Consider the following 22,056-nt stretch of genomic DNA (forward strand, 5'->3'; position numbering starts at 1 on the left):
CTGCTCCGGCTTTTCTGAAATCCAAAATAAAAAATGCCTTTCTGACAACGGGAGGATAAGTAAGAGGGGAAAAACATGACTTCTGACATGATGGTCCAGCATTTCTTCAACGCGCTTATGCTGGGCAGCCTTTACGGCCTTATCGCCATCGGCTATACGATGGTCTACGGCATCCTGCGGCTCATAAATTTCGCCCACGGCGACATCTTTATGATCAGCACCTATTTCGTCTTTCTTGCCATCACTGTGATGCATCTGCCGTGGATACCGGCGGTGCTGCTCTCGATCCTCGCCACCGCGGTCTTCGGCGTTATGATCGACCGCGTCGCCTACCAGCCGCTGCGCAACGCCCCGCGCATATCGGCCCTTATATCGGCGATCGGCGTCTCATTTTTCATTGAAAACCTCTGCCTCGTCATCTTCACGGGTGTCCCGAAGCCGATGCCGCGCTTCGAGCCGCTCGTCCGGGTCATGACGCTTGGCAACGTCCGCATTTTGCCGCTCGCCATATTCGTCCCGATAATCTCCTTCGTCCTGGTGGGCGCCCTGCTCTGGATGCTCTACCGCACAAAACCGGGGCTGGCGATGCGCGCGATCTCGCGCGACATAGAGACCACGCGTCTCATGGGCGTCAAGGTGGACCGCATCATCGCGCTGACCTTCGCCATCGGTTCGGCGCTCGCGGCCTGCGCCGGCATCATGTGGGCGCTGCGTTATCCTCAGATACATCCGTTCATGGGAATATTTCCCGGCCTCAAGGCATTTATCGCGGCGGTCCTCGGCGGCATCGGCTCCGTGCAGGGGGCGATGATCGGCGGCCTGCTGCTGGGATTCATGGAGATCATGCTCGTCGCCTTTTTCCCGGCGCTCTCCGGCTACCGCGACGCTTTCGCCTTCGTCCTGCTCATACTGATACTCTTCTACAAACCGACCGGCCTGATGGGTGAGAAGCTGGAGGATAAGATATGATGAAAAATTCGACCAAACTTACGCTCAACGTCATCTGCCTCGGACTCCTCGCCCTCTTCCTCTGGTGGGCGCAGGACAGCCTCGACGGCTACAAGATCCAGGTGCTGAACCTGATCGCCGTCAACGCGATCCTCGCGATCAGCCTCAACCTCATCTACGGCTTTACCGGCATGTTCTCCCTCGCCCACGCGGGCTTCATGGCGATCGGCGCCTACGTGACGGCGATCCTCATCCTGCCGGCGGCGCAGAAGGAGATGATGTACATCCTCGAACCGATGATGTGGCCCTTCTCCGTGATGCACGCCCCCTTCTTCATCGCCGTCGTCGCCGGCGGACTCGTCGCGGCCCTCGTCGGCCTGCTGATGGCGCTTCCCTGTCTCAAGCTCGGCGGCGACTATCTCGGCATCGCGACGCTCGGCTTCGGCGAGATAATCCGCGTCCTCTTCACGAACATGACGCCGGTCACAAACGGCGCGCTGGGGCTGAAAGGCATCCCGGCCTACGCCAACCTCGGCTGGAACTATTTCTGGTGCGTACTGACCTTTTATGTGATCGTCAAGCTGCTGTCGAGCAACTTCGGCAACACCCTGCGCGCCGTGCGCGACGACGAGGTCGCGGCGAAGGCGATGGGCATAAATACCTTCCGCACCAAGACGATATCCTTTGTCATCGGCGCTTTCTTCGCCGGTGTCGGCGGCGCTCTGATGGGCAGCCTCATCACCACGATAGACCCGAAGATGTTCAACTTCCAGCTCACCTTCAACATCCTGATGTTCGTCGTCGTCGGCGGCCTCGGCTCGATAACCGGCTCGCTCATAGGCACGGTGGTCATCACCGTGCTGCTTGAGTGGCTGCGTTTCGTCGAGGACTCAATAACGATCTTCTCGTGGGAGTTTGCGGGGGTCCCCGGTATGCGAATGCTGATCTTCTCGCTGCTTTTGCTCTTCATCATCCTCTACCGCCGCGAGGGAATAATCGGAGGCTACGAATTCAGCTGGGACAGCGCCGCGCGCTTAGCGAAGCGTATCTTCCGGGGAAAGGGGGCGCGCGCCAATGGCTGATACGATACTGAAGACTGAGGACGTCATGATAAAATTCGGCGGCCTCACCGCCGTCAGCGGCTTCACCATAGAGGTCGAGCGCGGCTCGATAACGAGCCTCATCGGTCCGAACGGCGCGGGAAAGACCACCTGCTTCAATATAATCACCGGTTTTTACAAGCCGACGTCGGGGCGCGTCATCTTTGACGGCTGCGACATCACGCCGCTGGAGCCGCACATCGTCTGCAAGAGCGGCGTCGCGCGCACCTTTCAGAACATCCGCCTCTTTACCGGCGGCACCGTGCTGCAAAACGTCATGACCGCCTGCTGGGTGCGCCAGCGGGCTCCGTGGTGGAGCGCGCCGCTCTATCTGCCGCTCTTCCTCCGCGAAGAGCGCGAGATACGCGGGCGTTCGATGGAGCTGCTCGAGGCGGTGGGGCTGGACAAGCTCGCGGGCGAGGTCGCCACGGGACTGCCCTACGGCGCGCAGCGTCGTCTGGAGATAGCGCGCGCCCTCGCGACGAACCCGAAGCTGCTGCTCCTCGACGAACCTGCCGCGGGCATGAACCCGCAGGAAAGCCAGGATCTGATGGACTTTATCAGAAGCATCCGCGATAAATTCGACGTTACGATATTGATGATCGAGCACGACATGAAGGTCGTCATGGGCGTCTCCGAATGGATACGCGTGCTTGACTACGGACAGCTCATCGCCGAGGGCACTCCGGCGGATATCCGCTCAAACCCGAAGGTCATCGAGGCATATCTCGGCAAAGACGCGGCCCGCGCCGGAGAAAGCCCCGCCCGCAGGGCGGCCTCCGGCGGGCGTCCGTGCGAGGGGGAGGAATCTGACCATGCTTAAGGTCGAAAATCTTTCGGTAAATTACGGCGGCATACAGGCGCTGCGCGGAATATCCCTTGACGTGCCGATCGGGAAAATAGTCACCCTTATCGGCGCGAACGGCGCGGGCAAGAGCAGCACGCTGCGCGCGATCGCCGGCCTTGTGAGAAACAAGAGCGGCAGCGTCACCTGGAAAGAAAAACACCTGATGGGACTCCAGCCGGAGCACGTCCTCGAGCGCGGCATCGCCCTCTGCCCCGAGGGACGCCGGATATTCCCGCACCTCACGGTGCTTGAGAACCTCAAGCTCGGCGGCTACAGCTGCAAGAATAAAGACGAGGAAGCTGCGGGCATAGAACGCGCCTTCACGCTCTTCCCGCGCCTGCGCGAACGCTCATGGCAGAAGGGAGGCACCCTCTCCGGCGGCGAACAGCAGATGCTGGCCGTCGGGCGCGCGCTGATGAGCGACCCGGAACTGATAATGTTCGACGAACCGTCGATGGGACTCGCGCCGATCCTTGTCGAAGAGGTCTTCAACATCATCGAACAGATAAACAAGGAGGGCAAAACGGTCCTGCTCGTCGAGCAAAACGCCTTTGCCGCGCTCAAGATCGCCGATTACGCCTACGTTCTGGAAGTCGGCGAGATCACCCTTCAGGGGCCGGGAGATGAACTCCTGAGAGATCCGCGCGTCGTCAGCGCCTACCTCGGAGGGTAAAAAAACGGATAATTTTTTATGAAACGAGCCTCCGCCATCGTCAGGCGGAGGCTCATTTGCAATATATGCCGCCGCAGGGCGAAATCAGCCGGCGCGGGCTATCCTACCAGAGGGCGATCCTCTTCTCCGGCGCGAGGTACATGCCGTCCCCGGGCTTCACATCGAAGGCGGCGTAGAATTCCGGCATCTGCTGGACGTTTACATTCGTGCGCAGATAAGAAAGCGGGTGGATGTCCATTTTTAGATAGTATTCCTCCGCCTCCTTGGTCTTGCGGCTACGCCACAGCCGGGCGTAGGCCTTGAAAAATTTCGCGAAATCGAATCCCGGCACTTCGCGGCCGATCGCCGTCACGCAAGAGATGCCGCCGAGGTCGGCGATCGCCTCGCTGATCACCAGTTCGCCGTCGGCCTTCACGCCGGGCAGCACCTCGATCGTCGAGAAGTAGTCGCTGATTTTCTTTGCGCGTTCGTCAAAGGCTTCGCGGTCCGCCTCCGTCCACCAATTGACGAAGTTGCCCTTCTCATCGTACTGCGAGCCGTTTGTGTCGAAGGCGTGCGTTATCTCGTGCCCGATCACCATGCCGATAGCTCCGAGCAATTCCTCCTCGCCTCCGGCGGGCGAATAGAAGACGCCGCCAAGAATGCCGGCGGGGATGTTGATCGAGTTGTCAGAGCCTGAATAGTAGGCGTTGACCGTTTGCGGCGTGACGTCCCACTTGCTCCTGTCCACCTTCGTGTTCACCAGCTTGATGTCGCGCAGGCGCTTGAAGTCGGCAATGGCGGCGACGGCTTCCACGAGATTGCCGCCCTCTTTCGTATCCTTAAAGTCCAACGCTGAAAAATCCTCCCACTTGTCAGGGTGGGAGACGCGCACCGTAAGATTGTCGAGCTTGATCACAGCCTTGTTTCGCGTGCTCTCCGTCAGCCAGCTCTCGCCGTGCAGCATGTTCCGGTAGTACCCGACCACCTTCGCAATAAACCCTTCTATCCGGGCCTTCGTCTTGGGGTCGGCGTATCTTTCTGCGTATAACCTGCCGAGCGGTTCTCCGAGATAGGCCGAAACCATTCCGTAGGCGTACTTTTCGTCGGGGACCGCGCCGCTGCTGCCCATTATGGCGTTTCCGCGTTCCACGGACCAGCCGCGCGTCTCGCGGTCCAGCAGGTTTGCTGTTGAAAACAGCGTACTGATGATGAGGTAGCTCTTTATATCCTCAAGATTCTCCGGGCGGTAGAGGTCGTTCAGGGAAGCTAGCCATTTCGGCTGCATGAGGACGAACTCGCGGCTGCCGCCGGAGCCCAGCGAATCGACCGCCGCGGTGAGCGGGAACCTTGTCGAAGCCTTGGCGAGCTCTTCCTTCGTGCGCACGTTGTAGAGGGCGGCCTGCGCCGCGGGCGAATAGAGCTCCTTCCGCCCCATCGCCTGCGCGGCCAGCTTTTTTTCGACGCGGAAGAGGCCGTCGTTCATCGCCTCGGCGCGGGCCTTGTCGTAGCCGGCCTTTTGCAGCAGCTTGACGATAAAAATATCGTTCGCCGCTTTGCGGCGTTTGGCCGAATCGCTGAGCTCCTTCGCGCGGTACTCGTCGGCATCCATCAGCAGCAGCCCCGTCGGGGCGATCGCCACCGTATTATTAGTAGCGTCTTTGTTGTCGGGCGTTACGCAGATGTCGAAGAGTACGGAGCCGAAGTGGGGATCGCGGACGTCGGTCAGGTAGGAAGTCAGCCCGTCCAGGTCACGGATCGCCTCGATGCGTTTGATATACGGCAGCACCGGCTCCATCCCGAGGCGGCCGCGGCTCTTCCAGTCGCGCAGCATGCCGTGGAACTTCTGCACCAGCGCCGCCTCGTGGCTTTTCAGAGAACGGTCCCTTAGCAGTTTCTTTCCCTGCGTCTCCACCTCGTCCTCTCTCTCTGAAAAGGAGCCGACGAGCATTTCTCCCTTTTGTATCTTAGCCGTTGAGAGCCATTCGTAGTTCACCGCGCGGTGAAAGTCGTCGCGGTATGAGGGCGCCTTAGCGCCGGCGGGGAAATCGGCGATGTCCGAATTGACCCATGCCGCCTCCGCGCTGCCGGCAACGCAAAAAAACGCGGCTGCAAACAGCAGTGCGCACTTAAACGCGCCGGTCCATGATTTGATCATTTATCCTACCTCCATCGTGCCTACTCTCACCATCCGCGCCGCCGACAACAGGCGCGATTCACGGAGAGGCTGCCGATATTGTAGCATAACTGCAAATACGGACCGGCGTGTCCTTCTATGGATATAACCCATGCCTTTTCACGAAAGATAATGTCATTCCTCTGACGGCATGGGTTATTTTGTTTGGTATAGATATATTGCGTTGTTCTTTAAACTTTTTCTCCGGCTGTTTTTACAGGAATTTATCCCTGACCTCTTTAAGCAGGACGCCGCCGTCGATGAACTCGTAGGCCTTGCGGATGTCGGGCGAGAGCGGCCGGTCGCTTTCGTAGAGTTTGAGTTCTTTACGGAACTCGCTGAAGGCGATTTTCGTGCCTCTGCCCAGCTCAAGCTCCTGCCCGCGCTTGCGCAGCTCCACCGCCTGGCAGGCGTGCATCATCTCCATGCCGTAGATGTACTTCATGTTGTCGATCGCTTTTCTCAGCTTTTGTACGACGAGCGGCGTGTTGTTGGCGTGGTCCTCGATCGCGCCCGCCAGCGCCATGTAGTCCACGGAGCAGGGGTTGGAGAGCAGACGGATCTCTGTGTCCATCATCGTGAAGGTCTTCTGGATGGTGCCGAAGCAGTGCGAGGCCCCGCCGTCATGGCTGAGGAAGCGCGGCAGTCCGGTAAGTTCGGGATTCGCGAGCTTGATCATGCGGTAGCAGGAGGCGCGCGATACGTGCGAGAGGACGATGGCCAGCAGTTCAAAGGCGGTGCTGAGCGAAGTCACCTCGAAGTTGGAGACGGAGATCATGCGCCTTTCCTCCGTGAGGACGCAGGGGTTGTCGTCGGTGCTGTTTATCTGTGTCAGCAGCGCCTCCTCCGCGTAGCGGACCGCGTCGCGCAGCGTGCCGTTTATATGCGCCGCGCCGCGGTAGCAGAGCGGGTCCTGGAGCGGCCGCCGCGGGTCGGGCTGATAGATGTAGCTGCCCTCGAGGTATTTGCGGATGCGTTCCGCGCTGTACTGCTGTCCCCTGTATTTGCGGGCCGCCAGAGCCGATGGGTCAAGCGGCGAGGTGTTTCCGTTCAAGCCTTCGAGCGCGAGGGCGGATACTATCTCGCCCGTGTCCGCGAGGTCTTTCAGCTCTTTGAGCGCCAGCGCCGCCTGCCCCGCGGAGAAGGAGTTGCTGCATACGATCGCCAGTCCGTCCTTCGGCCCGAGCTTTACCGGCTCGAGCCCCGCCAGTTTGTGGGCCTCAGCGGAAGAAATGCGGCGTCCCTTATAGTTGACGTCGCCCTCGCCGATCATCGCGAGCCCGATGTGTGAGAGCAGCGTGATGTCCGCTTCGCCGACGGAGCCCCTTTCGGGGATGACGGGATGGATGCCCGCGTTGAGAAATTCCGCGTAACGGCGCGCGATCGCGGGCTGTATCCCGGTGTTTCCCTGAAGCAGGCAATTCAGCCTGACGGCCATCACCGCGCGCACCTCGGCTTCTGAAGCCTCGGGCGCGATACCCAGAGAATGGGAATAGATGAGTTTGCGGTTGAAGTCGTCTATCTGGTCGGCCTCGATTTTGCGGTCTTTGTTCCAGCCGACGCCCCTGTTGAAGCCGTAGACCGGCGTTTCGTCGCGGGCAAGGTCATAGACGAGCGTTCTTGCCGCTTCGAGTTTTGCCTCGGCCTCGCGGCTTATCTCCGCCCGGGCCCCTTCGACCGCGATCGCCCAGACCTTTTCCACTGTCAGATCGTTGCCTGTGAGTATAATTTCCATTGTAATACGCCTCCGATTTTTATTGTTTTGTTATTTCATTAATAGAGAAGATGTTGTGTCTATGAAGCCGTGCCGGGCGCTCCCGCGCGCCGCGAGATGATTTTTTCAAAGACGTCCGCGGCCGCGCCTCTGATCGCATGGCGCTTGTAGGGCTGCGAGGCGCGCCCCGGGATAGCCTCGTCCACCTCGCGCGCGAGGGCCGCGGCAAGCCGTGCTGATGCCGCCTCGTCGGGATAGTTTCCTGCTATCGCCGTCATCGCCTCTCTCGCAAAGATCGGGGCCTTTGCCAGCGCTCCGAGCGTGACGGTGGGAGAGGCTATCCGCCCGTCCGCGTCAAAATTCGCTGACATGGCGATGCTGAGCCTGGCGATCGTGACCTCCGTGCGCGAGCCCAGTTTGACGAAGGCGCTGGCACTGCCGGCGGGCGGCAGCGGCAGCAAAACGGAGACGATGACCTGGCCGCCGGAGGGCGGGAGCAGTCTGCCTTTTTCTATCATCGAGGCGAAGGGACGTTCCGTGATCTCTCCCGAGGCGTGGGCGACGCGCAGGCTCGCGCCGTAGAGCAGCAGCACGGGAAGCATATCTCCCGCCGGGGAGACGCTGCCGATGTTGCCGCCGATCGTGCCGCGGTTGCGTATCTGTTTTGAGCCGACGTGCGCCGCGGCGTCGGCAAGCGCGGGGAAGTACCGGCGCACCGCCTCCGCGGAAGCTATCTCGCCGAAGGGGACCGCCGCCCCTATCTCCAGCGCGTCTGCTTTTTTTAAGACGGCGCGCATCTCTTTAACGTCGAGCACATTCAGCAGCAAGTCGGGGCGCGCGCGGCCCTCTTTGATGGCGACGACGAGGTCCGTGCCCCCGGCAACGACCTTGCTTTTTTCAGTCATCCTGGGCAGCGCCGCCGTCAATTCCGCGAGGTTTGCGGGAGAGAGCATCTTCGCGGCCTTCATCGCCGTGCCTCCGCTTCCGCCGCATCGAGGACCGCGTCGACGATGGCGCTGTAGTCGCCGCAGCGGCAGATGTTGCCCGCCAGCGCCAGCCGCACCTCCGCCTCCGTGGGGCGCGGGTTTTCCATGAGCAGCGCCGAGGCCGACATCAGCATGCCGGGCGTGCAGTAGCCGCACTGGACGGCACCGTGCTTTATAAACGCCTTTTGCAGCGGCGACGGCTCTCCGTTTTGAGCCAGTCCTTCGACCGTGAGAAGGCTTTTTTTGTTTATCTGCCCCGTGAGGACGAGACAGGCGTGGACCGCTTTTTTGTCGAGAATGACGGTGCAGGCTCCGCATTCGCCCTCGCCGCAGCCCTCCTTCGTCCCTGTCAGCCCCATCTCGTCGCGCAGGAAATCGACGAGCCGTTTTGTGGGATCGACGTTCATCCTGTATTTTTTATGGTTGAGTTCAAAGCTGATCATCATCGGGAACCCCCTCCGTCGTTATCCATTTGACTATCCTCTCTGGCGTCAGCGGCAGCGCCGTTATCTCCTTGCCCAGCGCGTCGCTCACGGCGCTCGCGATGGCGGCGGTCCCCGCGATCGTGCAGACTTCGCCGATCGTCTTCGCGCCGAAGGGCCCCTCGTCGCCGCCCTCTTCGACGAGCACGACCCGTACCCGCGGCATGTCGGCGCTGTTGAGCGTGTGATAGCGGCTCAGCCGGTCGTTTTTTGGATTTCCCGCGGCGTCCACGGCGACGTCCTCGCAGAGAGCGTAGCCCGCGGCCATCTGGATGCCGCCGCGCACCTGGTTTTCCACCATCTGCCGGTTCAGCGCGAAGCCTACGTCGTTGACGGAGAGGAAGTCGGTCACCCTTACCATGCCGGTGAGGGTATCCACCTCCGCCTCCGCGAAGTTCGCGACGAAGGAGCCGGGGTTGGAGACGCCCTTCCATTCCACCGCGTCGTAGAGGGCGACGCCTTTTTCCATCAGCGCCCGGGAGGCGGCCTCGGCGTAACTCATCTTTACCTCCGGGTGTGACGCGGAGATGACGTATTCATCGCGCAGCTCAAGCTCCGTCTCCGGCAGCCCGAGCAGCGAGGCCGCGGCTTTCAGCAGCGAATCCTTCAGGGCGAGGGCGGCGCGCCGCGCGCACTCGCCGGCGATGAAGGTCGTGCGGCTGCCGTATGAGCCGAGGTCGAACTGCGTGTATTTCGTGTCGCCTTCTGTGACATATATCTTGTCGGGAGCGACGGACAATATCTCCGCGGCGATTATCTGCAGCGAGCGCACCGTGCCGCAGCCGACCTCGTGCACCGATGTCTGCAGACAGACGGAGCCGTCCTCGTTCATCTTTATCGTCATCACGGAGAGGTTGCTGGGGCGCGGATAAAAGCCGTTCTGATAGCCGCCGTAGGCGACGCCGATGCCTCGGCGCAGGCGCCCCTTCTCACGGGGGCGCTTCCGACGCTCGTCCCAGGAGAACTCTTTTGCTCCGATCGTCAGGCAGTCTTTTCCGCGGCAGTTGCCGAGGGAGAGGCCGTGCGCGATCTCACTGTCGCCGGGGTCGTAGGTGTTGCGCAGCCGCAGCTCGACGGGGTCGAGCCCCAGCCTGCGCGCGGCGGCGTTGAGGAATATCTCGAGCGGCGTGACCATCTCGGGAGCGCCCCAGCCGCGCATGCCGCCGCCGATCGGCGTGTTCGTATAGATCGCTCGTCCCTTGAAATGGAAGGAGGGAAACTTATAGCTCCTTGTCATTTTTGCCTTCATCGTATCCTCAAGGTTGACCGCGTTTCCCGCGTAAGCTCCGGCATTGGCGTCGTTGAGCACATGGCATTCCGTGATCCGCCCCTCTTTGGTGAAGCCCATTTCGATCGCCGTTTCCAGCGAGGGCCGGCAAGTGGTGGAGACGATGGCCTGCCGCCGGCTCAGATGCAGCCTCACCGGCCGTCCGCTCTGCAGCGCCGCGTAGGCGGCGTGAGGCTCGTATATAAACTCCTGTTTGCCGCCAAAGGAGCCTCCCATCGGCACCTTGACGACCCGCACCATATTGTAGGGGAGGCCGAAGAGGTCGCAGACGACGGTCCTGACGCCGTAAATACCCTGCGTCGGCGTCCATATCGTCAGCTCGCCGTTTCTATAGTCGGCCAGATAAGCGTGGGTTTCCATAGTTATATGGTTCATCTGCTGCGACGAGAGCGACGACCGGCAGCGGCCGCTCTCCGTCAGCCCCGCTTCCGTGCCGCCGCCGCAGGAGAAATCAACATTGCAGAGGATGTTGCCGCCGTCATGTACGGGGCAGGCGTCCGGAGCCGTGCTTTCGCTCATGGAGACCGCCGCCGGCAGGTCTTCGTAATCGATGACGAGCCGGCGCGCTCCCTCTTCCGCCGCCTCCCTGCTCTCGGCGAGGACGCCAGCGACGACGTCGCCGACATAGCGCGCGCGGTCCGTGTAGAGCAGCTTGTCCTCGGGCACGCCCTGCTGGAGCGGCGTCTTGCGGCAGTTGTTGTACCTCTTATGCGGAGAATTCTCGTAGGAGAATACCTCGACTACTCCCCGCAGCCGGCGCGCCGCGCGTGAATCGACGGCGCGTATCCTCGCGTGCGGGTGCGTGCTGCACGCCAGCTCCAGATAGAGCATCCCCGGCAGTCTGATGTCCGAGGCATATATCATCTCGCCGGTCGTCTTATAGACGGCGTCGTTGATAGGATATGATCTGCCCGCGTAGCTGTAATTTTCTTTCAAGGAAATCCCTCCCGAAGAATCAGTCTGAAAGAGCGACCGTTCCCTTATCCGCGTCGAGCCTGCATAAGACGCCGTCGGCGGCGTTTTCATAAAATTCTCCCGGCAGCCGGTCGACAAGCGGGATCTTCATCAGAATGGCGCAGGTGACGAGGATCGTGTCTGCGTACTCGACGATCATTCCCCCCGGGCTCTTTCCGTTCAGCATCAGCTGATAAAGGCCGTCGAGCTGCACCGAGGAGCTGCCCTTGCCTCCGGGGAAGACGAGGATCTTACCCGAGACGTCGACGCCGTTGAGTGAGTGCCCGTCTTCAATGATCCGTCCCGTCTTCGGGTCGCACATGTAAAAGCAGATGTCGTCGGCCGAAATTAAAAGCTCACCGCCGGCCGCTCCCGCGGCGATCCCGCGGCAGCCGTATTCTTTATCCGGCATTGCATTCAGCCTCCTTCCCGAGAGCCGCGTCAAGACAGCGCGCGAGCGGCATCACGGAAAAATTCAGTTCGCGCCGCGCCGTATAGTAGCAGCATTTAGGCGAATCGGTGAGCAGGCGCTTTCCCCTCAGAAATCCCCAGCAGGGCTGGTCGACGCAGGTATCGCCGATGACCGTCACGTTGCTCTCTTTCAGATCTTTTCCCATCGGCAGGCGCGAAATCTGCGCGGCCACAGCGGCGGAGGTGAGTATCCAGACCGGGATCCCTGCCTTTCTGCCGGCAAGGCGCCGGTGAACGAGGCATATCTGCGAAAGCGAGTAATGGGGGCAGCCAAGAATGACGCCCTCCGCGCCGGCGGCTGTGCCGAGAAGCTTTTCCTCCGCCTCGGCCAGCTCCCTATCCGTCACTGTCAGCTCGCGTATCGTCCCCGTGCCGCGACGGGCAAACTCCGCCTCGGGCGTCACGCCCTCCACGTGGAACAGCGGGACGCGCCCGGCGGTATTCAACTCCGCGCCCAGATTGATCAATCCCTCCGTGCTCGCGCGGAAGACGCCCCTGAACAGCGGCACATCGCGGCCGATCTTCTTCGCAGCGGCCCAGCCGAGGAGGGAAAAATCAAATTCGTCCGCGATCTCCCGTTCGACGTTCACATATACGGAGGCCCTTCTGTTCTCTTCGAGCAGCAGCCCGTAACGCGGCGTGAGCCCGACGATCGCGGAACAGAGCGCGCTCTGCGCCGACTCCGGATTAGACCGCGCGCCGACGACGGAATTGACGAAGGCTGTCGCGCTCGATTCCGAAAAGGCGACGTTCTCGCCGAGCCGTGGCAGATTGCCGTCCAGATAGGGCGTGCAGGTAAAGTTCAGGATAAAGCCCATCTCTTTATAGGCGGCGCGGCAGCGCTCCGTCAGCTTGACGTCCCTGTCGGAGGCAAAGCCCCCGCCGCCGAAATAATCTATGTCGAAACCGGGATTGACCGTCGCGCAGATGCGGGCCCGGCTGCCGCCGGCGAGCATCTTCTCCGCGAACCACAGGTCGGCCTCCTGATTGCTCAGAGAGACATGGGCGCGCGCGACCGGCACGAATACGTCGGCCTCCATCGCTTCGCCGATGCCGGCGAGTATCTCCATGGCAAGAGCCGCGCCCTCGCCCTCCGCCCCGCGCAATATGGAATTTTCACGTTCCGTGAGCCTCACCTTGCCCGCCCCCCTCTCAGCTGTGACAGTTTTCCGTAAAACCGTCTATTGCCAGCGATTGCCCGCTGATTTTTTCACCGGACGGCGAGCAGAGGTAAACGCACATATCGGCGATGTCCTGCGCTTTGATAAAGGTGCGCAGAGCGGTTTGACCGAGATAACCCTCACGGACCTCCTGCGGCGTCAGTCCGAGCTTGGCCGCTTCGCGCGCGATCACGCCCTCGATGCGCGGCCCCTCGACGCAGCCGGGACAGATGGCGTTGACCCTGATCTTAAATTCTCCCAGCTCCAGCGCGACTGATTTCGTAAAACCGATCGTCGCCCATTTTGATGCCGCGTAGGGGGTCCGGTGCGGATAGGCGAAGAGGCTGGCGGTGGAACCCAGATTGATGATCGCGCCGCCCCCCGCCGCGATCAGAAGCGGCGCGGCGAGCTTCGTGCAGAAGAACTGGCTGTCGATATTTGTCTTCATCGTATGCGCCCACTCCTCCGGCGTCACCTCATCGACGCGGCCCGTCGGCCCCGCGATCCCAGCGTTGTTTACAAGGAAATCAAGCCCGCCCATTCCGGCCTTTATATCGCCGAAGAGCTTCTCCACATCTTCATAGCTGGCGACGTCCGCCACGGAATATGTCAGTCCCGGCATCTCCTCGCGGCACCGCTCCAGTTTCTCCGCCGTGCGCCCGCAGATATGCACGCGCGCGCCGCTCCCGTAAAAGGCGGCCGCGATGGCCTTGCCTATCCCATCCGACCCCGCCGTGACGAGAACTCTTTTATCTTTTAAAAAGTGTGTCAAGTGAAAAACCTCCGATTATCAAAATTTGTAATTCTGTTTGATGTTATGTTGTGATAAAAATGGGACACTTTGTCCTGATTTGCTTACAATGATGGTATCATTATTTTTTTTGCCTGTCAAGATTTTACGGGAGACAATTTAAAAGTGCGCGCGGGTACTTTTTAAGGAAAACCGGTAATATGGTATGATAATTTATCAAGGCTGAAAAATGGCCTTGCCAATATGTTCGGGACGGTGAAAGGCATGGAGATGTCCGCAATAGACAAGGCGGTAACGCTGCTGGAGATACTGGCCGCGTCAAAGGAAGAAATGAGTATAAGGGAGTTGGAAAAGCAATCCAATATATCAAAATCGACGATCCACAGGGTGCTGCAAAATTTGCAGCAGCGCAGCTGGGTCGCTCAGAATACGGAGACCGAACGTTATAACATTGGGCTGCGGTTTCTGTTTTTATATAACACCGATTCGTTCTACCGCCATTTTTTGGACGTGGCGAGGCCGTTGATGGACCGGCTGGTTTCCGCGACGGGGCAGACGGCGCTGATCTCCGTCCTGGATAAGCTCGAGGGGCACTGCATATTTACAAAAACGCCGCCGACGCTGCTGCAATACGCGGCCTACCCGGGAATGCGCTTTCCCATATATGCCGGAGCGACCGGAAAAATTTTGCTGGCCTTCGCGCCCGACGATATCAGGGAGAAGGTCATCAATGACAACAAGGTCCAGGTCGCGCCGAATACGATCATCGACGAACAGCGCCTGCGGGAAGAGGTCGCGAAGATACGCCGCGACGGCTACGCCTTCAGTACGAAGGAGCTCCAGAATCAGACGTCGGGAGTCAGCGTCCCCATCCTGACGGCTAACGGCGAGTTGATAGCGCAGTTCGGCATAGCGGGCCCGGCGGCTGATTTTGAAAACAAATTCGAATCGATGCTGGAAGAGGTACAAAAGGCGGCTAAGGCATTCAGCGACGCTCTGAACGCGAGAACGGCCTAAGGGCCGCGCGGCGTTGCAATATATATATGTATGAAGGGAGAAATCACAATGAAACATTCAGGCAAACTTATGGCGGCCCTTGCCGCGGCGGGGCTGATGGTACTTTTCGGAGCGGGGGCGGCGCTCTGTGCGGAACAGACGCGCGACTCGATCTCCGTTACCGGGTACGCGTCGCAGGAGTCCGAGCCGGACATGGCGGTCGTTTCGCTCTCGCTGACGGAATACGGCAAAACTGCCGCGGATACGCGCGCGGCGCTTGCGTCAAGGATAGACAAACTCAATAAATACATCGCGTCGCTGCGCATCGCCGCGAAAGACGTCAAAACGTCCGGCTACGAGCTTGCGCCGAATTACGAGATGGTACGCGAGAAACGCGTGCAGAAGGGCTATGCCGCCTCCGCCGTGTTCACGGTGACGGTGCGGAATATGGCGGGCCTTGGCGCTGTTATTGACGGCAGCGCCGAAAAATGTTCCGCTATGATAAACGACGTATCATTCGGCCTTCAGAACAGGGAAGAGATCGAGCGCGGCCTGCTCGCGGCCGCCGTTGAGGACGCAAAAGGGCGCGCCGCGGCCGTCGCCTCCGCTGGCGGGCGCAGGCTCGGCGCGCTGATCAGCGCGAGTATCGGCTCCGCCGGCGCGGCGCCGCAGCCGCGCATGATGAAGGGGTTTGCGGGCGACGCGATGAACGCTGCCGCGGCGCCCGCGACGCAGCTTTCCCCCGGCGTGATAAAAGTCGCCGTCTCGATGTCGCTCGTATTCGAGCTGGCGAACCGCTGATAAGCGCGCTCCGCCATGCGCTTTCCGTATCCCGCCGCTAACGCCGCTCTCGACAGTCAGGCGGATGGCTATTCCTCACGGATTCAGCCGGATCCGCTGCCGGGTAGTGTCCGCTTAGCAGCGGTGTTCACAGCGGCCCGAAAACTTTAACGAAAAATTATCCAAACGACAAGTCGGCGCGGCGGGAATCAAATCTCCGCCGCGCCGATCGTTATACGTTTATATTATTTTTTCCTGCGAAGCGCGAGCGAGCCAATGCCGGCGCTGGTTTTGACGATCACCGCTGGGGCGGTCACAGTGCCTTTGACGCCGTCCATGTCATATCGTCCGCCGTATACTCAAGTTTTACCGCCAGGCGGGGCAAATGTACAATTAGCTCCGCGGCAGATAATATCACACAGGAAAGGAGTATGTGATATTTTTTCTGTTTATTGACAATAAAAACGAAAATACACAAGGCGGACATGCGGCGTATGCTTGATTGCAAAGGTTATTTTTTCGCCGCCTCAAACTCGGCCTTGATCTTCTTTCTCAGCTCTTCGTCCGTAAATACTTTGAGGCAGATGTCGGCGATGATGCGTGCTCCCCGGACCAGCGCTTCGTGCCCCTCTTCCGATGTCGTCGCCGCGGCGAATTCCCGCGTGTGGAGGTCGAGGTTCCGCGTCGTGATCGCGAACTCGGGCTGGATCGCGGGACAGCGGTAGGAGACGTTGCCGACGTCGGTGGAGCCGGTCGCCGGATGTCCGTTGGTGCAGATGACGCCGTATTCGGCCATTGTCTCTTCGGCGAGTTTTTCCGCCGTGAGGTTCGGCAGCATCGGCGCGAAGCTGCCCTCAAAGTTTTCCCAACTGACCTCGGTGCGCGTCGCTGTCGCCGCGCCGCGCGCGCATTCCAGCACGGCGGCGGTCAGCTCCCTCTGGATGTCCTGTCTCGGCGCGCGCGCTTCCACGCGGCAGACGGCGCGGTCGGGGATGATGTTCACCGCGCCCTTGACCTCCGTGATATAGGCGGCGAGTCGGCAGTAGTCGTGCATGTGGATGCGCAGCATGTTCAGCGCGTCGATGAAGAGCAGCATCCCGCTCTGCGCGCTCCTGCCGCGCCACGGGGAGGCGGCGGAGTGCGAGGTCTGCCCCGTGAAGGCGAAGTCGAAGCCGTCGATGCCGAGCGAACGATAGTCGGCGAAGCTCTCGCCCGCGAAGGAGTGGAACATGACTGCGAAGTCGACGTCGTCAAAAACTCCCTCGCCGGCCATACGTATCTTCGCGCCGTCCGTCTCCTCCGCCGGCGTGCCGATGACGCGCAGTTCGCCGGCGACGTCTCCCATCGCCTCACCGACGGCCATACCAGCGTAGAGCGCCATCGTGCCGTGCAGGTTGTGGCCGCAGGCGTGACCGATCTCCGGCAGCGCGTCATACTCGACCATCACCGCGACGACGGGTTTATCCGCGCCGTTCTTCTTTTTCGCCATGAACGCGGTCGGCAGGCCAAGGTATGGGTACTCCACCTCGAAACCGGCGGCGCGGAGCTTTTCCGTCATCAGGCGGCTCGTTTCGTACTCCGCTTCCGACAGTTCAGGGTGTGCCGCGAGGTAGTCGCTGAAGGCGGCCATCTCGCCGGCTCTCTCTGTTATATGACTCTGTGCCTTACCGAATATTTCTTTAGACATTATCATCATCTCTCTCATGGACATTTTTCTACATTTTATCACCAGAGAAACTTATATCCTAAAATATTCGGGGACGGCTGAAGGTCGAAGAGATCGACATGGCGGGGCACCACGGCAGCCACCCGCGCCAGGGCTCCGTCGACGTAGTCCCCTTCGTTCCCGTGCGCAGCGTGGAAAAAGACGAGGCTCTCAACATCGCCCGGCGCTATGGAAAATTCCTCGGCGGGCTCGGCGTCCCAGTCTATTACTACGAGGATGCCGCCACTAAACCGTCGCGCCAGAACCTTGTCGATATACGCAAGGGGCAATACGAGGCTCTGCCGGAAAAGATGCGGGATGAAGAGTGGCGTCAGGACGAAGGGCCGTTTGCCTTTATTCCAAAATCCGGGGTGACCGTCACCGGCGTCCGCTTCCCGCTTGTCGCGTATAACGTGAACCTGCGCACGGACGACCTCGAAATAGCCAAAGCGATCGCGAAGCGCATGCGGTTTTCGACCGGCGGCCTGCGCTTCTGCCGCGCGATAGGGCTTGCGTTGGAAGACAGAGGGCTGGTGCAGGTCTCGATGAACCTGACCAACTTTGAAAAGACTCCCATCCCCGTAGTATATGACCTCGTCAAGTCGCTCGCCGACAGCTACGGCGTCGGAATCGCCGACGCGGAGTTTGTCGGGCCGCTGCCGTTGGCGGCGCTGGAAGAGGTCATACGCCATTCCCTGAGAGTCCGTCATTTCGATATGAACCAGATAATAGAGACACACCTGCTCGGTTGAGAAAATATAGGGGAATTTTGACTGATAATTGACGGGAAAGTGCTTAAATAGCGGCCGGACGGTTAAATATTTCTGCGAAATAGTATAAAATATACTAATGTTGCCGCGGAACGGCGGTCTTAGTTTTATGCGGGCAAAACATGAATTTAAGAAAAAACAGGAGTGGTCAAAAATGGCTTTTCTTAGCGACATTGAGATAGCGCAGCAGGCTAAAATGGAGCCCATCGCAGAAGTTGCGAAAAAGCTCGACATCGACGCGGACGATCTTGAGCTCTACGGCAAGTATAAGGCGAAGGTATCCTTTGACCTTTGGAATAAGGTCAAGGACAACAAGGACGGCAAGCTTATTCTTGTCACGGCTATAACCCCGACTCCTGCGGGGGAGGGCAAGACTACGACGTCGGTCGGACTTGCGCAGGCGCTTGCCAAACTCGGCAAAAAGGTCACTCTGGCGCTCCGCGAGCCCTCTCTCGGCCCGGTATTCGGAGTGAAGGGCGGAGCCGCCGGCGGCGGTTACAGCCAGGTCGTGCCGATGGAGGATATCAACATTCACTTCACGGGCGACTTCCACGCCATCACCTCGGCGAACAACCTTCTCTCCGCGATGGTAGACAACTCTGTCCAGCAGGGCAACCCGCTCAACATCGACCCGCGCAAGATCGTATTCAAGCGCGTTCTTGACATGAACGACCGCGCGCTTCGCAACGTCGTCATCGGCCTCGGCGGCAAGCCAGACGGCGTGCCGCGCCAGGACGGCTTCGACATCACAGTCGCCTCGGAGGTAATGGCCATCCTCTGCCTGTCGACCGGCATAGAAGACCTGAAAGAGCGTCTCGGCAACATCATCGCGGCCTATACCTACGATGACAAACCCGTGACCGCCAAAGAACTGGAAGCCCAGGGCGCGATGGCGATGCTCCTCAAAGACGCCATCAAGCCGAACCTCGTGCAGACCCTTGAGCACGTCCCCGCCTTCATCCACGGCGGCCCCTTCGCGAACATCGCCCACGGCTGCAACAGCATCATGGCGACAAAATACGGCCTGAAACTCGCCGACTACTTCGTCACCGAGGCTGGCTTCGCCGCCGACCTCGGCGCGGAAAAATTCCTCGACATCAAATGCCGTCTCGCGGGGCTCAAGCCGAACGCCGTCGTCATCGTGGCGACCATTCGCGCCCTCAAAATGCACGGAGGCGTGGCGAAAGAGGATCTCGGCAAAGTCAACATGGCGGCCCTTGAAGCGGGCATCCCGAACCTTGAGAAGCATGTCGAAAACATGCTCTCCTTCGGCCTGCCGGTAGTCGTTGCCCTTAACGCCTTCCCCACTGACACAGAGGAAGAACTCAAATTCATCCAGGAAAAATGCGCGAAGCTCGGCGTGCCCGTCGTGGAGTCCGACATCTGGGCGAAGGGCGGCGAGGGCGGCATCGAAATGGCCGAAGCGGTCATCAAAGCCTGCGATAAAGAAAACAGCTTCCACTACCTCTACGACGAAAAACTCTCGCCGAAAGAGAAGATCGAGACCATCGCGACGAAGATATACGGAGCCGACGGCGTAGTGTTCACAGACAAAGCCGAAAAAGACCTTAAGAAAATCCACGAACTCGGCAAAGACGGACTGCTCATCTGCATGGCGAAGACGCAGGCTTCGATCTCCGACGACGCGAGCAAAAAAGGCCGTCCGACCGGATTCAAGCTTACGGTGCGCGAAGTGCGCCTCTCGGCCGGAGCGGGCTTCATCATTCCCATCACGGGAGCCATCATGACGATGCCCGGTCTGCCGAAACGCCCCGCCGCCTGCAGCATCGACGTCGACGCGCAGGGAAAGGTCACCGGACTGTTCTAAGCGAATCAATAAAGCAAAAGATCTAAAATTATCGGAGCCGCAGTATGAAGCGGCTCCGATTTTACATGGAGCGGGCAGCTTTTGTAAGGAATTCTATGCGGCAATCCCGCGCAGGAAGCTGTCTAAAACTGATTTTGAAAAATCTCGCATACGCTTATTCGAATGCTCTATCGCCCAATCGGTAAGGCAGCCGCGGCTGACTATCGTCAGGTCGTGTACAAGTTGTGCGACCGGGATGTCTTTCCTGATCGTTCCCTCGTCCTGTCCTTTCTCCATGAGCTCAGTCATAATCTTGTAATACTCGCGCCCCATGTCTGTCATGATTGTTGCGAACTCGGTATTGGAAAGCAAATAAGAATATATCACACTGATATATTCCGTCCCGTAATTGATACAAGTTTCCTGTATGTATAAAAGCATTTCCTTGATGATCTCTGGCGCCGTGGCATTTGCAAAATGGGGATCATTTTTTATGTTTATGTAATATTTTGCATATTGTTCGTCTAGTCTGTCATGCCATGCCGTCAAAAGTTCGTATTTATTTTTAAAATGATGGTAGAGCGCCCCCACGGAAATATTGGCGGCATCGGCGATCTCTTCGACCGTAACGTTATAAAATCCCCGCTCACGGAACATTGTATGCGCTATATCAAATATCCTGTTTTTTGTCTCTATGGCTTGAAGCTTACGTTTATTGCTGCGAATATACAACGGTATAACTCCCTTTATGAAGACACGAATTAGCTATGTTTTTTGCCTGTAGACTTCATACAGCAATACTATCATATTTTTATGATTAGAATTATATATATTTCTCGGAATATACTTGAAGAGGTGAAAATTTCAAAAAAAATATTGACTTGTCTTTTATATTAAGCTAGAATCTTCGTTGGCATAATACGTTCACCGAATATATTCTATAATGTGTTCACAAAAGGAGGTATGGGGCAGAACGTATTCTGCGGGATTCTTTCTATAATTATTTATAATATATCTGAGGAGGGTCTTTTATGCACGAATTGCAGTATGTTCCAGCTATGTTGTGGGTTGTTATAGCTTATATGTTGGCAATGATCGCTGTGGGAGGATATTTTTACAACAAAGCAAAAAAAGCGGGAAATGAATCAAAAGAAGATTTTCTGCTTGCGGGGCGCAGTCTTGGAAAGATAGTCATTATAGGTACGATCTTTGCCACGTACCTCGGTGGCGGAACTGTGACCGGAGGCGGAAACTCGCTTGCGTATAATTTCGGTATATGGCCAGGAATCTGTTTTATGCTTCCTCCCATATTCAGCCTGTCAGTCCTCTATCTGTTGAGTGAAAAAATAAGAGAGAGCGGCTGTTATACAATAGCGGAGCTGCTAGAAAAAAAGTTTGGCAGTACGGCGCGTACTATAGCGGCAGCTATCATTGCAATATCATTCATATCCATAGTTTCTTTCCAATATCGTGGGCTTGGGTTTGTCTTGAATACCACTACGGGGCTTCCGATTACGTCTTGTACGATAATATGCGCGGTTATCGTCATAATACTGGCATACTCAGGCGGTCTGAAAACAGTAGCTACGACGGATGCCATGAGCGCTTTTTTGATGCTGATCGGCATTGGCGCCGCTGTTCCGATGCTTCTTTCCAAGGTCGGCGGAATTGAGTGGGTAAGAGCTACGGCCACGGCAGATCAGCTCAGTTTCCTGGGGGGCCAGTCGTTCTGGGGATGGCTCGGAGCCTATTTGCCGCTGACGTTCCTCACCATTGGAGACCAAAATTTTTATCAGAGGATAAATGCGGCAAAAGATCTGAAAACGGCACGTGCCGGCTTGATAGGCTGTCTTGCGGCGTCGCTTGTGGTAATGCCGCTGATCGCATGTATTTCGTTTATCGGACGGCTGTATTTCGGAAGCAATATCGCGGCAGGACAATCCCTGATCGCGACAGCGTCTTTGCTCCCAGTATTCTGGGGCGGCCTGTTGTTGTCTGCGGCATCGGCGTTCATAATCACAACCGCCGACTCCTTCCTTCTTTCCGCATCGTCAAACTTTACAGTTGATATATATACTAAGGTAATAAACCCGCATGCATCGGAAAGGGAACAGATGTGGGCGACAAGGTTGTTTATAGCCGGAGCCGGCGTACTGGCGTATGTTATTCTTCAATTCTATCCCAGTATACTTGCCGTTCAGTATATGTCTTACACGATTTCCGGCTGCGCGATAACTCCCGCTGTCGTCAGCGTACTTGTGTGGCCAAAGGTTACCAAGTTCGGCGGCATCGCCTCGATGGTATGCGGTACTTTTGCGACAGTTATTTGGGAAGTACTCAAGTATCCCTACGGAGTACAGACAATCTATGTTGCGCTCCCCATATCGATAATAGTTCTTTTAGTCGGTTCTCTCTGTACGCAGCCTAAAACCGGCGCGTGTGCGGCCGATAATCTCTAGTAGATCTGCC

19 protein-coding genes are annotated in these 22,056 nt (G+C 58.4%); 9 read left to right on the forward strand and 10 right to left on the reverse strand.

What is annotated here, in order from left to right; all coding sequences use genetic code 11:
• Positions 1-75: 75 nt before the first annotated feature.
• The 4 genes from CLOEV_RS03380 to CLOEV_RS03395 are packed head-to-tail and all read left to right on the forward strand — an operon-like array spanning position 76 to position 3,568.
• Positions 76-969 (forward strand): branched-chain amino acid ABC transporter permease, encoded by an 894-nt coding sequence (locus CLOEV_RS03380; protein ID WP_008710471.1) that lies wholly within the window; start codon positions 76-78, stop codon positions 967-969.
• Entirely contained in the window at positions 966-2,030 is a 1,065-nt protein-coding gene (locus tag CLOEV_RS03385; RefSeq protein WP_008710473.1) for a branched-chain amino acid ABC transporter permease, read from the forward strand. The genes CLOEV_RS03380 and CLOEV_RS03385 overlap by 4 nt, the downstream gene beginning before the upstream one ends.
• Positions 2,023-2,871 carry an ABC transporter ATP-binding protein gene (locus CLOEV_RS03390; RefSeq protein WP_034441931.1) on the forward strand — a complete coding sequence of 283 codons (849 nt, stop codon included), beginning with the start codon at positions 2,023-2,025 and terminating at the stop codon, positions 2,869-2,871. Before CLOEV_RS03385 ends, CLOEV_RS03390 begins: the two co-directional genes overlap by 8 nt.
• Positions 2,864-3,568 (forward strand): ABC transporter ATP-binding protein, encoded by a 705-nt coding sequence (locus CLOEV_RS03395; RefSeq protein WP_008710477.1) that lies wholly within the window; start codon positions 2,864-2,866, stop codon positions 3,566-3,568. Before CLOEV_RS03390 ends, CLOEV_RS03395 begins: the two co-directional genes overlap by 8 nt.
• Positions 3,569-3,671: 103 nt before the next feature.
• On the opposite strand, the gene CLOEV_RS03400 is transcribed toward CLOEV_RS03395, so the two are convergent.
• The 8 genes from CLOEV_RS03400 to CLOEV_RS03435 form a co-directional block, all read right to left on the reverse strand.
• Positions 3,672-5,705: a M13-type metalloendopeptidase gene (locus CLOEV_RS03400; protein ID WP_034441933.1), complete on the reverse strand. Its 2,034-nt coding sequence runs from the start codon at positions 5,703-5,705 to the stop codon at positions 3,672-3,674.
• A 232-nt stretch (positions 5,706-5,937) separates the two neighbouring features.
• On the reverse strand, positions 5,938-7,458 hold the full coding sequence (locus CLOEV_RS03405) for an HAL/PAL/TAL family ammonia-lyase (protein ID WP_034441935.1): 1,521 nt from the start codon (positions 7,456-7,458) through the stop codon (positions 5,938-5,940).
• Positions 7,459-7,517: 59 nt separating this feature from the next.
• Positions 7,518-8,405: an FAD binding domain-containing protein gene (locus tag CLOEV_RS03410; protein ID WP_034441937.1), complete on the reverse strand. Its 888-nt coding sequence runs from the start codon at positions 8,403-8,405 to the stop codon at positions 7,518-7,520.
• Entirely contained in the window at positions 8,402-8,869 is a 468-nt protein-coding gene (locus tag CLOEV_RS03415) for a (2Fe-2S)-binding protein (RefSeq protein ID WP_008710485.1), read from the reverse strand. The genes CLOEV_RS03410 and CLOEV_RS03415 overlap by 4 nt, the downstream gene beginning before the upstream one ends.
• Entirely contained in the window at positions 8,853-11,129 is a 2,277-nt protein-coding gene (locus CLOEV_RS03420) for a xanthine dehydrogenase family protein molybdopterin-binding subunit (protein ID WP_051484860.1), read from the reverse strand. Before CLOEV_RS03420 ends, CLOEV_RS03415 begins: the two co-directional genes overlap by 17 nt.
• A 19-nt stretch (positions 11,130-11,148) precedes the next feature.
• Positions 11,149-11,559, reverse strand: a complete 411-nt coding sequence (locus tag CLOEV_RS03425; RefSeq protein ID WP_034441939.1) for an aconitase X swivel domain-containing protein — start codon at positions 11,557-11,559, stop codon at positions 11,149-11,151.
• A complete protein-coding gene (locus tag CLOEV_RS03430; RefSeq protein WP_034441941.1) occupies positions 11,549-12,754 on the reverse strand; it encodes an aconitase X catalytic domain-containing protein in 1,206 nt (401 codons plus the stop codon). The genes CLOEV_RS03425 and CLOEV_RS03430 overlap by 11 nt, the downstream gene beginning before the upstream one ends.
• 16 nt (positions 12,755-12,770) lie before the next feature.
• On the reverse strand, positions 12,771-13,550 hold the full coding sequence (locus CLOEV_RS03435) for an SDR family oxidoreductase (protein WP_034441944.1): 780 nt from the start codon (positions 13,548-13,550) through the stop codon (positions 12,771-12,773).
• A 243-nt stretch (positions 13,551-13,793) separates the two neighbouring features.
• Here CLOEV_RS03435 and CLOEV_RS03440 point away from each other — a divergent pair, with 243 nt between their 5' ends.
• Both CLOEV_RS03440 and CLOEV_RS03445 read left to right on the forward strand, forming a co-directional pair.
• A complete protein-coding gene (locus CLOEV_RS03440) occupies positions 13,794-14,546 on the forward strand; it encodes an IclR family transcriptional regulator (RefSeq protein ID WP_034441946.1) in 753 nt (250 codons plus the stop codon).
• Positions 14,547-14,594: 48 nt separating this feature from the next.
• Positions 14,595-15,326 (forward strand): SIMPL domain-containing protein, encoded by a 732-nt coding sequence (locus CLOEV_RS03445; protein WP_034441948.1) that lies wholly within the window; start codon positions 14,595-14,597, stop codon positions 15,324-15,326.
• 490 nt (positions 15,327-15,816) lie between these two features.
• Here the strand turns inward: CLOEV_RS03445 and CLOEV_RS03450 are convergent, their stop codons facing one another.
• Positions 15,817-16,992 (reverse strand): M20 family metallopeptidase, encoded by a 1,176-nt coding sequence (locus CLOEV_RS03450; protein ID WP_245591101.1) that lies wholly within the window; start codon positions 16,990-16,992, stop codon positions 15,817-15,819.
• Positions 16,993-17,084: 92 nt separating this feature from the next.
• On the opposite strand from CLOEV_RS03450, the gene ftcD reads away from it, so the two are divergent.
• Positions 17,085-17,762 carry a glutamate formimidoyltransferase gene (gene ftcD, locus CLOEV_RS03455; protein ID WP_281172963.1) on the forward strand — a complete coding sequence of 226 codons (678 nt, stop codon included), beginning with the start codon at positions 17,085-17,087 and terminating at the stop codon, positions 17,760-17,762.
• A 172-nt stretch (positions 17,763-17,934) separates the two neighbouring features.
• A complete protein-coding gene (locus tag CLOEV_RS03460) occupies positions 17,935-19,608 on the forward strand; it encodes a formate--tetrahydrofolate ligase (protein WP_034445245.1) in 1,674 nt (557 codons plus the stop codon).
• A gap of 93 nt (positions 19,609-19,701) precedes the next feature.
• Here CLOEV_RS03460 and CLOEV_RS15755 read toward each other — a convergent pair whose 3' ends face one another.
• Positions 19,702-20,319, reverse strand: coding sequence for a TetR/AcrR family transcriptional regulator (locus tag CLOEV_RS15755; protein ID WP_051484861.1), 618 nt, complete (start codon positions 20,317-20,319; stop codon positions 19,702-19,704).
• A gap of 299 nt (positions 20,320-20,618) precedes the next feature.
• Here CLOEV_RS15755 and CLOEV_RS03470 point away from each other — a divergent pair, with 299 nt between their 5' ends.
• On the forward strand, positions 20,619-22,046 hold the full coding sequence (locus CLOEV_RS03470; RefSeq protein WP_034441949.1) for a sodium:solute symporter family protein: 1,428 nt from the start codon (positions 20,619-20,621) through the stop codon (positions 22,044-22,046).
• Positions 22,047-22,056: the final 10 nt, after the last annotated feature.

The organism is Cloacibacillus evryensis DSM 19522 (genome assembly GCF_000585335.1).
GTDB classification, from domain to species: Bacteria; Synergistota; Synergistia; order Synergistales; family Synergistaceae; genus Cloacibacillus; species Cloacibacillus evryensis.

Coding starts and splice junctions, on each gene's coding strand:
- CLOEV_RS03415 (WP_008710485.1), bottom strand. CDS start 8,869: ATGATGATCAGCTTTGAACTCAACCATAAAAAATACAGGATGAACGTC.
- CLOEV_RS03385 (WP_008710473.1), top strand. CDS start 966: ATGATGAAAAATTCGACCAAACTTACGCTCAACGTCATCTGCCTCGGA.
- CLOEV_RS03440 (WP_034441946.1), top strand. CDS start 13,794: ATGGAGATGTCCGCAATAGACAAGGCGGTAACGCTGCTGGAGATACTG.
- CLOEV_RS03395 (WP_008710477.1), top strand. CDS start 2,864: ATGCTTAAGGTCGAAAATCTTTCGGTAAATTACGGCGGCATACAGGCG.
- CLOEV_RS03425 (WP_034441939.1), bottom strand. CDS start 11,559: ATGCCGGATAAAGAATACGGCTGCCGCGGGATCGCCGCGGGAGCGGCC.
- CLOEV_RS03470 (WP_034441949.1), top strand. CDS start 20,619: ATGCACGAATTGCAGTATGTTCCAGCTATGTTGTGGGTTGTTATAGCT.
- CLOEV_RS03445 (WP_034441948.1), top strand. CDS start 14,595: ATGAAACATTCAGGCAAACTTATGGCGGCCCTTGCCGCGGCGGGGCTG.
- CLOEV_RS03405 (WP_034441935.1), bottom strand. CDS start 7,458: ATGGAAATTATACTCACAGGCAACGATCTGACAGTGGAAAAGGTCTGG.
- CLOEV_RS03390 (WP_034441931.1), top strand. CDS start 2,023: ATGGCTGATACGATACTGAAGACTGAGGACGTCATGATAAAATTCGGC.
- CLOEV_RS03450 (WP_245591101.1), bottom strand. CDS start 16,992: ATGTCTAAAGAAATATTCGGTAAGGCACAGAGTCATATAACAGAGAGA.
- CLOEV_RS03380 (WP_008710471.1), top strand. CDS start 76: ATGACTTCTGACATGATGGTCCAGCATTTCTTCAACGCGCTTATGCTG.
- CLOEV_RS03410 (WP_034441937.1), bottom strand. CDS start 8,405: ATGAAGGCCGCGAAGATGCTCTCTCCCGCAAACCTCGCGGAATTGACG.
- CLOEV_RS03400 (WP_034441933.1), bottom strand. CDS start 5,705: ATGATCAAATCATGGACCGGCGCGTTTAAGTGCGCACTGCTGTTTGCA.
- CLOEV_RS03460 (WP_034445245.1), top strand. CDS start 17,935: ATGGCTTTTCTTAGCGACATTGAGATAGCGCAGCAGGCTAAAATGGAG.